Annotated in this window: 21 protein-coding genes; 17 read left to right on the top strand and 4 right to left on the bottom strand. The window is 44.2% G+C overall.

What is annotated here, in order from left to right; translation table 11 throughout:
- Window positions 1–14 precede the first annotated feature (14 nt).
- The 4 genes from KYJ26_RS12380 (at window position 15) to KYJ26_RS12365 (ending at window position 1,728) form a co-directional block, all read left to right on the top strand.
- The gene (locus KYJ26_RS12380) at window positions 15–206 is read left to right on the top strand and encodes a DUF4083 domain-containing protein (protein ID WP_219167571.1); all 192 of its coding nucleotides are present in this window, start codon (window positions 15–17) and stop codon (window positions 204–206) included.
- Between the two features lie 12 nt (window positions 207–218).
- The gene (locus tag KYJ26_RS12375; RefSeq protein ID WP_219167570.1) at window positions 219–506 is read left to right on the top strand and encodes a TIGR04104 family putative zinc finger protein; all 288 of its coding nucleotides are present in this window, start codon (window positions 219–221) and stop codon (window positions 504–506) included.
- A gap of 13 nt (window positions 507–519) precedes the next feature.
- Window positions 520–1,128: a hypothetical protein gene (locus KYJ26_RS12370; RefSeq protein ID WP_257475026.1), complete on the top strand. Its 609-nt coding sequence runs from the start codon at window positions 520–522 to the stop codon at window positions 1,126–1,128.
- Between the two features lie 249 nt (window positions 1,129–1,377).
- On the top strand, window positions 1,378–1,728 hold the full coding sequence (locus KYJ26_RS12365; protein ID WP_219167569.1) for a hypothetical protein: 351 nt from the start codon (window positions 1,378–1,380) through the stop codon (window positions 1,726–1,728).
- A gap of 275 nt (window positions 1,729–2,003) precedes the next feature.
- Here the strand turns inward: KYJ26_RS12365 and KYJ26_RS12360 are convergent, their stop codons facing one another.
- Window positions 2,004–2,567, bottom strand: coding sequence for a GNAT family N-acetyltransferase (locus KYJ26_RS12360; protein WP_219167568.1), 564 nt, complete (start codon window positions 2,565–2,567; stop codon window positions 2,004–2,006).
- A gap of 34 nt (window positions 2,568–2,601) precedes the next feature.
- Complete coding sequence (locus KYJ26_RS12355; protein WP_219167567.1) at window positions 2,602–3,027, bottom strand: YybH family protein; 426 nt, start codon at window positions 3,025–3,027, stop codon at window positions 2,602–2,604.
- Between the two features lie 194 nt (window positions 3,028–3,221).
- Between KYJ26_RS12355 and KYJ26_RS12350 the strand changes: the two genes are divergently transcribed.
- The 3 genes from KYJ26_RS12350 to KYJ26_RS12340 are packed head-to-tail and all read left to right on the top strand — an operon-like array spanning window position 3,222 to window position 5,441.
- The gene (locus KYJ26_RS12350; protein WP_219167566.1) at window positions 3,222–4,145 is read left to right on the top strand and encodes an ABC transporter permease subunit; all 924 of its coding nucleotides are present in this window, start codon (window positions 3,222–3,224) and stop codon (window positions 4,143–4,145) included.
- Window positions 4,126–5,046, top strand: coding sequence for an ABC transporter permease subunit (locus tag KYJ26_RS12345; RefSeq protein ID WP_219167565.1), 921 nt, complete (start codon window positions 4,126–4,128; stop codon window positions 5,044–5,046). Before KYJ26_RS12350 ends, KYJ26_RS12345 begins: the two co-directional genes overlap by 20 nt.
- 23 nt (window positions 5,047–5,069) lie before the next feature.
- Complete coding sequence (locus KYJ26_RS12340) at window positions 5,070–5,441, top strand: VOC family protein (RefSeq protein ID WP_219167564.1); 372 nt, start codon at window positions 5,070–5,072, stop codon at window positions 5,439–5,441.
- 38 nt (window positions 5,442–5,479) lie between these two features.
- On the opposite strand, the gene KYJ26_RS12335 is transcribed toward KYJ26_RS12340, so the two are convergent.
- On the bottom strand, window positions 5,480–5,956 hold the full coding sequence (locus tag KYJ26_RS12335; RefSeq protein WP_219167563.1) for a GNAT family N-acetyltransferase: 477 nt from the start codon (window positions 5,954–5,956) through the stop codon (window positions 5,480–5,482).
- Window positions 5,957–6,089: 133 nt separating this feature from the next.
- Between KYJ26_RS12335 and KYJ26_RS12330 the strand changes: the two genes are divergently transcribed.
- The 7 genes from KYJ26_RS12330 (at window position 6,090) to KYJ26_RS12300 (ending at window position 11,043) form a co-directional block, all read left to right on the top strand.
- Window positions 6,090–7,850, top strand: coding sequence for a M3 family oligoendopeptidase (locus KYJ26_RS12330; RefSeq protein WP_219167562.1), 1,761 nt, complete (start codon window positions 6,090–6,092; stop codon window positions 7,848–7,850).
- Window positions 7,851–8,078: 228 nt separating this feature from the next.
- The gene (locus tag KYJ26_RS12325; protein ID WP_219167561.1) at window positions 8,079–8,738 is read left to right on the top strand and encodes a uridine kinase family protein; all 660 of its coding nucleotides are present in this window, start codon (window positions 8,079–8,081) and stop codon (window positions 8,736–8,738) included.
- Between the two features lie 69 nt (window positions 8,739–8,807).
- On the top strand, window positions 8,808–9,206 hold the full coding sequence (locus tag KYJ26_RS12320; protein ID WP_219167560.1) for a hypothetical protein: 399 nt from the start codon (window positions 8,808–8,810) through the stop codon (window positions 9,204–9,206).
- A 66-nt stretch (window positions 9,207–9,272) separates the two neighbouring features.
- Window positions 9,273–9,695 carry an NUDIX hydrolase gene (locus KYJ26_RS12315; protein ID WP_219167559.1) on the top strand — a complete coding sequence of 141 codons (423 nt, stop codon included), beginning with the start codon at window positions 9,273–9,275 and terminating at the stop codon, window positions 9,693–9,695.
- A 155-nt stretch (window positions 9,696–9,850) separates the two neighbouring features.
- Window positions 9,851–10,165, top strand: a complete 315-nt coding sequence (locus KYJ26_RS12310) for a hypothetical protein (RefSeq protein WP_219167558.1) — start codon at window positions 9,851–9,853, stop codon at window positions 10,163–10,165.
- A 30-nt stretch (window positions 10,166–10,195) separates the two neighbouring features.
- A complete protein-coding gene (locus tag KYJ26_RS12305) occupies window positions 10,196–10,774 on the top strand; it encodes a GNAT family N-acetyltransferase (protein WP_219167557.1) in 579 nt (192 codons plus the stop codon).
- Window positions 10,771–11,043 carry a 5' nucleotidase, NT5C type gene (locus tag KYJ26_RS12300; RefSeq protein ID WP_219167556.1) on the top strand — a complete coding sequence of 91 codons (273 nt, stop codon included), beginning with the start codon at window positions 10,771–10,773 and terminating at the stop codon, window positions 11,041–11,043. Before KYJ26_RS12305 ends, KYJ26_RS12300 begins: the two co-directional genes overlap by 4 nt.
- A 54-nt stretch (window positions 11,044–11,097) precedes the next feature.
- Here the strand turns inward: KYJ26_RS12300 and KYJ26_RS12295 are convergent, their stop codons facing one another.
- Window positions 11,098–11,799, bottom strand: a complete 702-nt coding sequence (locus KYJ26_RS12295; RefSeq protein ID WP_219167555.1) for a DUF421 domain-containing protein — start codon at window positions 11,797–11,799, stop codon at window positions 11,098–11,100.
- 178 nt (window positions 11,800–11,977) lie between these two features.
- Between KYJ26_RS12295 and KYJ26_RS12290 the strand changes: the two genes are divergently transcribed.
- Genes KYJ26_RS12290 through KYJ26_RS12280 form a run of 3 tightly spaced genes read left to right on the top strand, consistent with a single transcriptional unit; the run spans window position 11,978 to window position 12,767 of the window.
- Entirely contained in the window at window positions 11,978–12,175 is a 198-nt protein-coding gene (locus KYJ26_RS12290) for a hypothetical protein (protein WP_219167554.1), read from the top strand.
- Window positions 12,172–12,474, top strand: coding sequence for a hypothetical protein (locus KYJ26_RS12285; protein ID WP_219167553.1), 303 nt, complete (start codon window positions 12,172–12,174; stop codon window positions 12,472–12,474). The genes KYJ26_RS12290 and KYJ26_RS12285 overlap by 4 nt, the downstream gene beginning before the upstream one ends.
- Complete coding sequence (locus tag KYJ26_RS12280; protein ID WP_219167552.1) at window positions 12,471–12,767, top strand: RNA polymerase alpha subunit C-terminal domain-containing protein; 297 nt, start codon at window positions 12,471–12,473, stop codon at window positions 12,765–12,767. The genes KYJ26_RS12285 and KYJ26_RS12280 overlap by 4 nt, the downstream gene beginning before the upstream one ends.
- The last annotated feature ends 47 nt before the right edge of the window (window positions 12,768–12,814 follow it).

The raw sequence follows: 12,814 nt of genomic DNA, 5'->3' as shown, positions 1-12,814 counted from the left end.
TTGGTGACAGATTAATGTATATAGGTGATCTACTCTTTCAGATGTTGGTTTTTCTCCTGTTGTTTGTAGGAGCCCTATCCTTCACTCTTTTCATCAGAAGGATCCTGGTAAACAGTAGAAGCAGTCACCATGCCTCTGATGAAATGAACAGGAAGTTGGATAGAATCATAGAGCTCTTGGAGAAGGAGAACCAACAAGACGGGTGAGGGGGGACAATCGTGACGCGTTGTGTTTACTGTGAAGGGAAATTGCCTTGGTCTTTTATTTTTAAGAGATTACTGATTGTGAAAAGGACCGACATTCAGTGCCCGTCATGTCATCAGACGCTGTACTTCACCTCACGTTCCAAAGGGATTTTGTTGGGTACGACGATGCTGATACCTGTGTTATTTGTTCTTGCCTTCATGCTTGGCAATATGACTTTGTTCGTGGTGATTACCTTGGGGTGGATGCTTGGGATGCCATGGTTTGTGGATGTAACCGAAAAGGACGAGGCTTTATTTTAAACGAAGGAGAGTGATGAAATTGAGACGCATGCCGTTCGAACGGCCAACAGACTATTATGATGAAAAACTTTTACCAATCGATGAGGAACTGTGCGCGCTGCTTCAAAAAAGAAAAGAGGTATCCCATAACAACCCGGGATATCCAAAGCTCGAAGATATTGCAACATGGGCAGATAAATATGATGTGTATGAGGATCTTTTAAGATCCTTGTTTGGTGTGCTGGAAAATGAAGAGGCCTTCAAGCCTCAGGTTGAGCCGAGGGATTTTCAAAAATACATAAGAATTTTACAATCTCTTGAAAAGGAAGACTGTTTATATACGGTGCCGTTTATAAAGCAATATGCCAATGCGAGTGTGGTTCACCTGAATATCGACCGTGAGTACAATGAGAGCCTTGAGAGAGAAAGATTTCACAGGAACAGCTTTTGGCATTTGCAAATAGGCAAGGGCTATGATTGCCGCGTCACGGGCGGAGGGGGATCACAGGAACATACGAGCTTTGACTTTATTGTGACTCCTGGGTTACCTGAAGACCTGTCAGGGATGACGCTGACGTTCAAAGAATTTCAGACGCCTTTTCAAAAAAAACCAACCGGTGTGGAGGTTGGTTTCAAACTTTAGGATAAATGCAAGGAGGTTTTACTATCTGGTGGATGCAAAACATCTTTAAATACTCATGGAAAATCATTGTTTTATACATGATATTCCTTTTCATACTGGCGAATGGACTCGTAATGGGTTTCGATAGATGGGGAGATGGTCGATTTCAGTTCAGTGACATAGGGGCTCCTCTATGCATCGTTTTGGCGATCCTCCTATTTTTACTCATCAGAAAGTTATCCATACGGGAATTTAATGAGCAGTATCCTGATGCATCTGAAGAAAGAGGTGGAGGGAAGTGATAGTGTCCCGGCTCATTTTGATATGGGGGTTTTGGTTCTTTTGAGTGCTTGCCAGCGGCAACTGCCGATTGAGATGGTGGCTTTCAACAGTTTAAGCCAGGAGAAGGCAGACCAAATTCCGGTTACCCCGAAAGATTCCGAGGTGTGGGAAGTGAAGGTCGATAAAGCCCTTGGCAAACATATAGGTGAGGAATGGATCGGACAATCCATTTATAAAGTCGCCTTTAATCATACGGAAAATGGGTCCATAGGAAGACTGGTTGTGTATATCGGGAGAGATCAAAAGACGGTTATAGGAACTGGGTACGAAAAGAAGTGACGGATGGAGCTGAATACACAATGAAATTCATTCCAAGCTTTCACCACATTTGACGTAAACCAAGGCTCATTTATCCAATCGCAGTTGGGAATCGGGGAGCCAATTGGGACACTTGCCGGTCTCTTTCTGGTTGTTTGGTTTTTCGGGATAGCTTTACGCTTCATTTGGGATATTCCACTAAAGAGAATCATGATTATTTGCATACTTTCACTAGTGGGAATATCCCTTCTACCGGTCATTCTTCTTCTCTCCCATGCCGGAGAATTATGATGGCACTAGTCCTGGATAGGTAAGGACCACAATAATTTCACTTCATCCTGTACGGAGGGATCATCATATCCATGTTGATCGATCGTTTCTAATATAAAACCCTTGCTGGAGTAGAATGTACATGCCGGGACATTCACGTTTTGGGTTTCGACCATCAGTGAGTTGTATTCCCTTTCTTTGGACCAGAGGATGACCGTTTCTAGCAGTTTCCCGCCAATCCCCTTTCCTCTGGCATCTGGCTGAACGCGCAAGTCCCATAGGTTGGAGGCTCCTTGCTTAAACCCCGTCATTTCCGGAGCCACCGCAGCCCCTGCCACGTACATACCGTTTTCTAAAGCGACAAACAATCCCCATTCATCTAAGTCAAACTGTCCTGTCCAACAGAGCGGGTGACAACCCGATAAGAGATCATAATCCTTCACATAGGGTGTACACGGTTTTTTAATCAACTGAAGTCCTCCAAGACCATTGTGAATGGGGGAGATGTGAAGCTTGGTCGTCACTTCGTATGCAATCGATATGTTTGCGTATTGGGAAAGGTTTGAATGATCAATTTGCTGAATATGCATGTTTTCTCCCCCCAGTCTGATCGACGTTTTGCTGCTACCTTAATCCAAACATCCCTTTCCCGTCCTCCATACTAATTGGCAAGGAAGAATGTTCGTGGACAATCAGCCACGTATCTCTTACCTTTTTCATGCAAAAGGTGAATCGGTTCGTGATCTGGCGAAGTTTTTCCCCATCTGATTCTTTGTGGGCAGCGAATGTCACGGCACAGTGGGCAAAAGCGAGATCGGCCGTTTCTTCAATCACCACATCTTGAAAGTCGACTTTCAGGATTTCCCCATCCGCTTTCAGCCCGATGAACCATTCGGTCACATTTTCCTGCCATGCTGCGAGTCCCTTACTCTCCCAGTGGCCCCAGCAGTCATAAATATGGACATTGGGATCATAGATGGAGACGAATCGTTCAACGTCTCTTTCGTGAATGGCGCTCTTGTATTGTTCCAGTATATATTGGGCGTTCATGGTTTCAGCTCCTTTTAGTAATCTCTAACTCCTTTTCAAGGCAGGGGGAAAGAATTCCTTCTTGATTCTGAATTCTTTTTGGGGGGATGTTGCCTAAGGAAGGATTGGAAAAAACAGGTTGTCATGAAATGAACGTTATATTACGATGAAAATAGTAATTGGATGTGTTTTCCATCACCTAAGGGGGGGGTAGGATGGTTCGTAAATTCGCTCGATTTTTAGTTGTGTTAGTCACCATTACGTTCAGTGTGGTCGGCATTTGCCATATTCCTGCACTTATCTTTAAAGACATTCCACCACCGGAGTCTCACCCATTTGAAATGGCGAAAAAAGAACTGGGATTTTTTCCGGGTAACTACTTCATTGAATTGAAAAAGACGGTCGTTGAGCTGTATCACTTTTCGGATATCAGCTATGTCGCCCAGGGAACCAACGTGGAGAGGACGATCTTCCCATACATACTGGAATCCTATACGTATTCGCTGCTTCTCCTTTTTGTTTCACTCTTCATCGCGCTATTTTTTGCCGTTCTCCTGACAACCGGAACATTTTATTTACCTAAACGGATGCAGGAAGCAGTAAAGAACATCCTCACGGTTCTGGAGGCACTGCCGGATGTATTCGTGATTTTCTCCTTACAGCTGGGGGCCATATGGGTGTTCAAACATACGAATTTGCTTGTGACAGAGCCTTATTCATTATCAGGACAGAAGATTTATTTCCTGCCCATACTCACCCTATCCTTGATTCCTATGATCTATCTTTATAAAAATACGTTCTTGATGTACGAGAATGAACTGGGTAAGCCTTATGTCGAGCTTGGAGTGGCGAAAGGGATGGGAAAGCTGTACATCTTAATCCGACATGTCTTTCCGAACGTTCTCTACTCCTTTTTTTATAACTTGAAATATATGTATCTACTGCTTCTATCCAACATGATCATCCTCGAGTACATGTATAACATCTACGGCATTTTACAATTCATCACCAATCATCCCAGTTATGAAATCATATCGGCGGCGTTGATTCTGTTAACGTTTCCTTTATCCATCGCCTTTTTCTTCATTCAAGTATTTCTGCCGAAAGGAGTGACGTTCTATGATCAAAAAGCTGTTTAAACAAGGAAGCTTTCTGGCAGGGTTCTTTCTGCTCGTTCTTCTATTGGGAACAAGCTACGTGAATAGTCACTTCTTTAAAGAGGAAAAAGGGGAGATTACCCAAGAAGAATACTATAACAATAAGCCGCTCCCTCCTTCATGGGAACACCCCTTTGGTACTTCAGCGGGCGGGGGCGATATGTTCGACGCAACGCTTGCGGAGACGGTTCCTACCCTGAAATTTGCTCTCGTGGTCACATTGGGAAGAATGGTCATTTCCTTGATTTTGGGACTGGTGTACGGAATGTTCTATCGAAGATTAAGGTGGATGGATGTATTCGTTGAAGGATTTCATTTTGTTCCCACCACGCTCCTGGCCTTTTTATTATTATATAGTATGCAATTAATGGACTTTAACTTGTTCATGGAGAACCTCGACTTCAGATGGAGGTTGATCACCTACATATTGATTGGAGTCGGCATCCCCTCTTTAGCTCAATTAATTGGGAAAGAAACTCATCTTGCCCTGCAGCAGGAATACATCGAGGGTGCAAGGGAACTTGGAGGAAGACATCTGCACATCCTTGTAAAGCATGTCCTCCCCAGTGTAAGAGGAAAGTTCCTGTTGATATCAAGCGGCCAAATGATTGCGGTGTTGACCCTGATGATGCACGTATCCATTCTTGGCTATTACATCCCCGGATGGACGGCATTTATCGGAAGCCGATACTATGAATTGATGATTTCCCCGTGGATCATTTTCTTCCCGGTCCTGTTATTGACCCTTCTGATTGTTTCATTGACCTTGATGACAAACGGAGTCAGGACTCTTTTGGATGGGGATTATCTACGGAGAAGGTCATCAGTTCTTTCCGGTGATCGAGGCGTACGGAACCATTCATCTAAAAGTATGTCATTTTAAAATAGAAAAGGAGAGAGTCATCCATGAAAAGTCCGATCCTGAATCAAATCAATACCGTGTTTGTACATGTGAGCAACTTGAAGGAATCCGTCCAGTGGTATTCGGAGTTATTGGGACAGCCTTACGACCTGGAAGATGTGCAGGATCCCGTCTACAACATGGCGATCAATCATTTTACCGGATTGACCCTGGACGCAGGTCCTGAGGGAGTGAAAAAAGAGTCTGCTCACAATCATCCACTCTTCAATTTTCACACTGACAATATTGAGGAAGCTTATTCGTATGTAGAACAGTTGAAGTATGAGATTGTTTCTGAGATTACAAGGTTCGATGATTTTTCCTTCTTCGTCATTCAGGATCCTGACGGGAACCGGGTGATGATCTGTACAGGATAATGAAAAAGGAATGCCCAGATAGCAGGCATTCCTTTTTTTTATATCTTCAAATGAAGAATATGCTGAGGTCCCTTAGGTCCTTCGTAGATTTCGTCTTCGTCGGTGAAACCAGTCTTGAGGTAGAGGCTGGTGGCGGCTTTGTTTCGTTTGTTCACACCAAGGACCACTTCGTTTGTATCGGGAAGGTGCTCCTTGATGAATTCGGGTAATTGGTTGAGTCCATCCTTGGCGATTCCTTTACCCTGATGTCTAGAATCGATAGAGAACGAGGTTAGTAGTCTGGCTTTAGGATTAGAGGAGTATTTACTGAGCTTCTCTCCTTTTTCCAATGCGAAGTAACCGACTGGCTCGTCATCGAGGAGGATGACGACATGGCTGGTGTCTTTCGAGATGGAAGGGTTATGGATTTTATCAAGTGGCATGCCCGTGAATTGTAACTGATCTTCCGGCAGGTGAAAGTCGCCAAGTTGGCGTTCAAATGATGGATGATATTGAGCTAGAGTGACGTGTGACATATGTGTAATCCTCCGATTCAGTAGTCTAAACAAATTATAGTTTATTTGAAATTTTTGGACAAATAAAAGTTGGAAAAAAGTTCAAGGTGGGATAAAATAAGAACATATGTTTCGTTCAGGATAGGGGGAGCTAATGATGATAACCAAATATAATCCAGTATGGAATCTTGATAGCATCTTTGAAGGTGGAAGTGCGTCACTTGAACTGCAGGAACATATGAAAAGGACGGAAGAAAACATCACTGGATTGGAAGAGCTTTTGCAAAAGATGACGCCGGGAACGGAGCAGCTAGCCGATGTTCTTGAAAGGCTGAGGAACATAAAGGTGTCGATTTCACAGGCGAGATCTTTTTCAATCTGCCTTCTTTCGGTGAAACCAACCGATCAGGGGGCACAGCTTTATAGAGGAGAAACCACGGCCCTTCAATCTACATATGAGTCTATGGTCAGTGAGTTGAAAAGGAAATTTGCACGCATTGAAGAAAAGGAATGGGAGAGAATGCTTGCCGCCGAGGAACTTAAGGAGTATCGCTTCCTTCTCGGTGAGTGGCGGGAAGAAGCCGGCCGTGAGCCATCCAGGGAAGTACTGGACCTCATGGCAGACGGATACCACGCCTGGGGAGAATTCTATCAATCTTTCATGAGCAGCATTAAGGTTCAGTTGAGGGGAGAGGGAATTTCAGTAGGACAGGCCATTAATCTCCGGTCCCATGCCGATGAGTCGATCCGAAAAGAGTCTTATGAAGCTATGGTGGAGAAGTGGAACGAGCATGAGGGACAGTTCGCCCAAATCTTGAACCACCTGATAGGATTCAGGCTGAATATGTATAAGAGCATGGGCACAGAGGACGTTCTTCAGATCCCCCTTGCTCAGAACAGGATGAAGCCTGAAACGCTGAATGCGATGCTTTCGGTAATGGAGAAAAATAAAAAGCCGTTTGCGGAATACCTGAGTGTGAAGGCAGCTATGCATGGCGATGCGAAAATGAAGTCTTATCACTTCTGGTCTCCGATGAATCATGATCATCAAGGGATGAAGTATGGGGAAGCGGCTGCCTTGATCGAGGAGTGGTTTCAATCTTTCGGGACGGAAATGGGTCAATTCGCCGAGAAAGCATTCCGCGAGGGCTGGGTCGAAGCGGAAAATCGTCCCGGGAAGTCTGCCGTTGCCATTTGTGCCGGATTTCCTTTGACGGGGGAATCAAGGGTATTCATGACGTTCCCCGGCACCTTCAAAGGAGTGTTGACTCTTGTGCATGAACTCGGTCATGCCTTTCACAATCATGCGATGAAATCGGTGAACGGGATGAATAAATCCTACCCCATGAACCTGGCGGAAACGGCGTCTACCTTTGCAGAAATGATCATCCTTGAAGAGGCTCTGGATAAAGCGGAGACCGACGAAGAGAAGCTGTTCCTCCTTGATGAAAAATTGAAGAGAAGCGTCATGAACTTCATGAATCTTCATGCCAGATTCATCTTTGAGAAGAATGTTCACGAAGAACGGAGAAATGGGTTCATCCCTGCAGCACGCTTGAACGAACTGATGAAGTCTGCCATGGAAGAGGGATATGCCGGTGCCCTTGATGAGGTGCCCGTTCATTCATGGATCTGGACGCCCCATTTTTATAAAACCGAATCTCCTTTTTATAACTTTCCATACACCTTTGGCTACTTACTGGCACTCCATCTCTTCGCACGGGCAAAGGAAATGGGAAAAGGGTTTGAAAAGCAGTATATGGACCTCCTGCGGGATTCAGGACGCATGACGGCAGAAGACCTCGTCATAAAGCATTTGGGAGAAGATATTACGGAGGAATCCTTTTGGGAAAAAGGGATGGAGCTGTGTGTGAAGGATAGTGAGGAATTTGTGAGGCTGGCGGGTTCCAGATGAAGAAACTTCAATTATTCACCGCCCTGCCGATCTTCATTTTGAGTATCGCGGTGCTCTTTCATCTCGATTTCCTCTTTCATTGGTCGGAATCTTTCTGGCCATGATGATCAAGCAGCTCAGGATGCGTGGACAGTAGGTTGAAATGAGGCACCCTGACGGAGTAGAAGAAGATAATACAGAAATCGATATCAGCGGAGAGGATTAATACGTTAGAGAAGGGGCCAATACATGGACAAATTTCTACATACGATAGCCAATCAATTGAAAAATCAAGAAGAACGAATGATCGTCGGCATTTCAGGTCACGGCGCATCGGGTAAAACGACATTTGCAAAGCGGCTGTTGAGGCTGCTTGGGGAAGCCAATTATATCAACACCGATCCATATATCGTGAGTTCGTCTGTGAGGAAACATTCCTTCATTGAATATGTATATGAGAACGAAATGCATCAGTCGAAGATGACTGCTTGCCATCCCGACGCCCATCATCTATTCTCCCTCGATCGGGACGTGAGGATGGTGAGGGAGGGGATGGATTTCTACACGCTGGACGTTCCCTACGAACCGAGCCGGCTTATTTCTTCACGTAAGAAACTGACCATCGTCGAGGGGATGTCGGTTGCGTTCAGTAAACCGAATTTATATGACTTGAAAATCTACTTCTACACAGATGGAGAAACCGAGCTCAAGAGGCGTGGCATCCGCGACGTGAACGAGAGGGGAATGGAAGTGGATTATTTACGGAAAACCCATGACGAGCGGCGAATTCAATATGAAGTCTTCATGCATCCGAAGAGCGAGCTCTTTGATGTGGTGGTGAGGAATACGGATGAGGGATATTGGGTGGAGAAAGAGTTGAAGGAAGAAGGTAAAGGAAATAGTTATTGAGTGTAATGGGTTATTTTGACATAATTGGTAGTGTAAGAATATACACTATGCCATTAGGATGTGGGAAGAATGAAAAGACCTTTGGGAGTATCGGTGATTGGATACTTTTATATGTTTGGCGCGGCGGTTTTACTATTCACCGCCATTTTTTATCAGGCAGGTGCTGACGCCATCAGTATTTCTGAACGATTTGGAATTTCCATCCTCCCTGAAAGGATGATGAGGATCGTCCTGGCCTTCTTTTCTCTGTTGATGGTGTACGGATACATGAGATTGAAAAAATGGGGTTTTTGGTTATTCCTGTCTTATTCAGCCCTTTTTGCCCTGATCAGCTCCGTGCTAGCAACGAACCAGCCACAACAACCTTTTATAGGGAATGTTGTGTTTTCGGTTATTGTCTTAATCTATACGATTTATGTGAAAGGGGCATTTTTTTCCACGGCAGAAACGAGGGAGCCCATTTTATAAGGATTTTACGTTTCGGGAGTTTATCGTGCAAGGTAGGCTCCTTTTACCAATGAAGGAGGAATTTTTATGACACAGCAAACATACACACCGCCAAAACATATCGTATCGGCGGCGACAATCGTCATCAATGAACAGCAGGAAATCTTGTTAATTAAAGGGCCAAGGCGTGGATGGGAAATGCCCGGTGGACAGGTGGAAGAAGGGGAATCGTTGAAAGACGCGGCCATCAGGGAGACGAAGGAGGAATCGGGTATTGATGTTGAAATCGTATCATTCTGCGGTGTGTATCAGAATGTAAAACGTTCTATATGCAACACCCTGTTTCTCGCGAAGCCTGTTGGTGGTGAGCCGACGACTTCATCTGAGAGTCTTGAGGTAGCATTCTTTCCGATTAAAGAGGCGCTTGAATTGGTGACGCACTCGAATTTTAGAGAACGGATTGAGCACTGTTTGAATGCGGAGCAGCAGCCTTTTTATGTTGAATTCTAGAAGAGGAAATCTTTGTATCTGTTATTCTCCATCTTTTTTATGTTTGATATTGGGAAAATCGCTCTTATTAGAATAGATTAGTAACATATTTGACTGAAAATTGAAACTTTTACACAATCCCATTCGTAAGTATGGTTACACGAGGGGGAATATATATGAGGAATTTCATTACAAAAACATCAGTAGTGACGGCGGCGGTAATGGCTATCGGTATTTGGATCGGAAGCCTTCTGATCTCCTTTTCTTATGGAGAATGGAGCTTTTTTATTGGTCTTGGCATAACAGTGGTGCTCTTCTTTTTCAACAGTAGCGGCGGTATGCTATCTAAAAATGCAACTCTTGATGCAAGTCAAGCAGGGTGGAAGATTCAAAAGGATAATGAATTGAAGTCCAATGTCGGGTCAGTGTTTTATGGGGTCCTGATGTTTACGGGTATCAGTTTTGTTGTGATGATAGTGACGTATTTATAATGAACATCTGTTTCGGATAGGAGTGACATCATGTTCGATTTTTGTGGCACCCCAACCATTGAAACCGATCGGCTCATTCTTCGTAAGTTGTGCCTGGATGATACACAAAGTGCATTTGATCATTGGCTTTCAGACGAACGGGTATCTGATCATCGGGTCAGCCCTGCTCACAAGAATGTTGCAGAAACAAAGGTACGGATGGAGAAGGTTGTAGGTGGATACGATTCGAAAGAGTTTTGTTACTGGGGGATAGAGCTCAAAGATGGTCAAGTTCTCATAGGAGAGATTGATTTATATGACTTTAACTCTTCCACCGGTAATTGTGAGGTTAGTTATTCTATTGGGTACAATTGGTGGAATAAGGGATATGGGACTGAAACATTGAAAGCAGTCGTGAAATTTGCCTTCATACACATGAACGTCCATAAACTATCTGCTGCCCATAATACGGATAATCCGGCTTCTGGAAGGATCATGGAAAAGGCAGGGATGAAAGAGGAAGGGATCATCCGGCATATGATTCGAAATGCGAAAGGTCAGTATAAAGACTGTGCGGTTTATGGGATCCTTCGGGAGGATTATGTTGGAGAGGAAGAAGGTAGCAAATGAAGAGAATAGCCATTGATATGGATGAAGTAATGGCAGACTTACATAAGAAACACTTGGATCTATTTAATAGGGATTATAATGAAAATCTGACGATAGATGATTTAATAGGAACCAGACTATGGAAAATCCGGCCACATAATGCTGATGACATCCTTGCTTATCAGAGCTGGGTGGATGGGCGGAAGATTTCCTTTTTCCTTTATGGTTTGGGAGGGTTGCTTCTTATTCTCATGTACTCTAACAGTTTTGCAGTAAAGGAAAGAGAATGAAGATGCCTTACTAATCAAAGAGACTGCCCATCAGGCAGTCTCTTTCCATTTCCGTTAATGAACCGTGTCATCATACCGATCCACATGTAGTGTACCGTCCTTCTGAATTTCAGCATAGAACACATCTGAGATAGAGTGAATCCCCTTTGTGGTCAATTGCTGTTTCAGCCACTGTTCATCTACCGGAAGTGCTTCGATGTTCTTGTCATTGATCTTTCCGTCCTCGATTAATGCAGTGGGGATGGGGATGACGTGACTAGTCGTAAGGGAAGGGTTCAACCGGTCGCTCTTGGTCACTGCCTGCTTGCCTTCTTTTTTCATGACGGACAGGGTTCCGTCTGTTTCCATGATGGCGTAATCGACATCCTGAATGGAGAAGACGTTCTTTTTTCGCAAAAGGACATTCAGGGCATCGATGTCGAGACGGAGTTTCTTAAGTTCCCCTTCAAGTACTTCGCCTTTTCGTACGACTACACGTGGAGTGCCTTCTACAAGACTCCTGAAGGATTTCGATTTCAGGTCCCAATACCCCATCAGGATGGTGAAGATGCTCCAGCCGGCCAATGCAATTATCCCATTTCTGACACTGATGGACGAATCAATGGCAAGTGATGCGCCTAACGTTCCCAATGCAATGGCAGAAACAAAGTTGAAGAACGTCATCTGGGATATTTCTTTTCGTCCCATTAATCGCGTAAAGACAAAAAGAAATACGAAGGACAGAAGAAGTCTGATGAATAATTCAGCGATACTCATAGGCACTTCCTTTCTTCATCAATCATTCCTCTTTACTATGCTCGATTAGGAGTGCATTTATGACAAAGGAGGCATTCTGGAACAGGTGGTACCCTAAAGGTATTCCACTATTATTTATCATGTTAAAGGATTGAAGAATATTGAATATTTTGGAATAATAAAGAGGAGGGGGGATGGTATGAAGATCAATGCCTATCTCATTCGTTTATCCTTTTCCATCATGCTGATCTTTGGTGGGACGCTTTCGATCTATTATTTGAAGTCAGGAGATATTCTTGTATATAACCTAATTGCCACGTGTGCAGGGGTGATCCTTCTTTTGGCTTCGTGGATGTGGAGAATCTCCAATCATAAAGAGAAGGGGGAATTGGTATGATCGTTTGGCTGAATGTCGGTAGCCTGCTACTAGGGCTTCTAGCTTGGATGCTTCCACTGGTGGGCTATGTGAAGAAGCAGAGAAATGTGCAAACCCTTGCCGTCATGAGCATGGGCGCATGTGCCCTGTCTTTATCTTTCCAGATATTCTATCACTATCATCTGGTCCAAATCGGGGATTGGTCCGCGATTATGGACATAACAGGCTCCACGGCGTTCGCTTCTGCGGTGCTGATCATCGTAACGATTTTCTTAAATGCGGTGACCCTGATTCGGCATAGGAAAGGGGTAGCAGCATGACATCTAACGGAAACGAGAGAGTATGTGACAACGGACATAGCTATGTGAAGAAGAGTGATTGCCCGACCTGTCCGATTTGTGAAAGGGAACGGAAACCTGACAAAGGATTTCTGTCGATTCTCTCAAGTCCTGCGAGAAGAGCGTTGGAGAATAACGGGATTACGACGCTTGATGAGCTGGCTGGATTCAGTGAGAAAGAGATTCTTGCTTTTCATGGGATGGGTCCTTCTTCCATTCCAAAGCTTAGGAAGGCGCTTGGGGAGAAGGGATTGTCGTTTAAAGATGGGAATTAGAAGAATGAAAACTACATAAAGATTTTTCTTTCTAAACCGATTTTCAA

The organism is Rossellomorea orangium, assembly GCF_019334305.1.
Lineage (GTDB): Bacteria > Bacillota > Bacilli > Bacillales > Bacillaceae_B > Rossellomorea.
This window is presented reverse-complemented; position numbering and strand designations above follow the sequence as displayed.

What these genes read in the sequence shown, in the direction of transcription:
- KYJ26_RS12380 (WP_219167571.1), top strand. Translation starts at nt 15, where the DNA reads ATGTATATAGGTGATCTACTCTTTCAGATGTTGGTTTTTCTCCTGTTG.
- KYJ26_RS12370 (WP_257475026.1), top strand. Translation starts at nt 520, where the DNA reads ATGAAATTGAGACGCATGCCGTTCGAACGGCCAACAGACTATTATGAT.
- KYJ26_RS12365 (WP_219167569.1), top strand. Translation starts at nt 1,378, where the DNA reads ATGCATCTGAAGAAAGAGGTGGAGGGAAGTGATAGTGTCCCGGCTCAT.
- KYJ26_RS12360 (WP_219167568.1), bottom strand. Translation starts at nt 2,567, where the DNA reads ATGCATATTCAGCAAATTGATCATTCAAACCTTTCCCAATACGCAAAC.
- KYJ26_RS12355 (WP_219167567.1), bottom strand. Translation starts at nt 3,027, where the DNA reads ATGAACGCCCAATATATACTGGAACAATACAAGAGCGCCATTCACGAA.
- KYJ26_RS12350 (WP_219167566.1), top strand. Translation starts at nt 3,222, where the DNA reads ATGGTTCGTAAATTCGCTCGATTTTTAGTTGTGTTAGTCACCATTACG.
- KYJ26_RS12345 (WP_219167565.1), top strand. Translation starts at nt 4,126, where the DNA reads ATGATCAAAAAGCTGTTTAAACAAGGAAGCTTTCTGGCAGGGTTCTTT.
- KYJ26_RS12340 (WP_219167564.1), top strand. Translation starts at nt 5,070, where the DNA reads ATGAAAAGTCCGATCCTGAATCAAATCAATACCGTGTTTGTACATGTG.
- KYJ26_RS12335 (WP_219167563.1), bottom strand. Translation starts at nt 5,956, where the DNA reads ATGTCACACGTCACTCTAGCTCAATATCATCCATCATTTGAACGCCAA.
- KYJ26_RS12330 (WP_219167562.1), top strand. Translation starts at nt 6,090, where the DNA reads ATGATGATAACCAAATATAATCCAGTATGGAATCTTGATAGCATCTTT.
- KYJ26_RS12325 (WP_219167561.1), top strand. Translation starts at nt 8,079, where the DNA reads ATGGACAAATTTCTACATACGATAGCCAATCAATTGAAAAATCAAGAA.
- KYJ26_RS12320 (WP_219167560.1), top strand. Translation starts at nt 8,808, where the DNA reads ATGAAAAGACCTTTGGGAGTATCGGTGATTGGATACTTTTATATGTTT.
- KYJ26_RS12315 (WP_219167559.1), top strand. Translation starts at nt 9,273, where the DNA reads ATGACACAGCAAACATACACACCGCCAAAACATATCGTATCGGCGGCG.
- KYJ26_RS12310 (WP_219167558.1), top strand. Translation starts at nt 9,851, where the DNA reads ATGAGGAATTTCATTACAAAAACATCAGTAGTGACGGCGGCGGTAATG.
- KYJ26_RS12305 (WP_219167557.1), top strand. Translation starts at nt 10,196, where the DNA reads ATGTTCGATTTTTGTGGCACCCCAACCATTGAAACCGATCGGCTCATT.
- KYJ26_RS12300 (WP_219167556.1), top strand. Translation starts at nt 10,771, where the DNA reads ATGAAGAGAATAGCCATTGATATGGATGAAGTAATGGCAGACTTACAT.
- KYJ26_RS12295 (WP_219167555.1), bottom strand. Translation starts at nt 11,799, where the DNA reads ATGAGTATCGCTGAATTATTCATCAGACTTCTTCTGTCCTTCGTATTT.
- KYJ26_RS12290 (WP_219167554.1), top strand. Translation starts at nt 11,978, where the DNA reads ATGAAGATCAATGCCTATCTCATTCGTTTATCCTTTTCCATCATGCTG.
- KYJ26_RS12285 (WP_219167553.1), top strand. Translation starts at nt 12,172, where the DNA reads ATGATCGTTTGGCTGAATGTCGGTAGCCTGCTACTAGGGCTTCTAGCT.
- KYJ26_RS12280 (WP_219167552.1), top strand. Translation starts at nt 12,471, where the DNA reads ATGACATCTAACGGAAACGAGAGAGTATGTGACAACGGACATAGCTAT.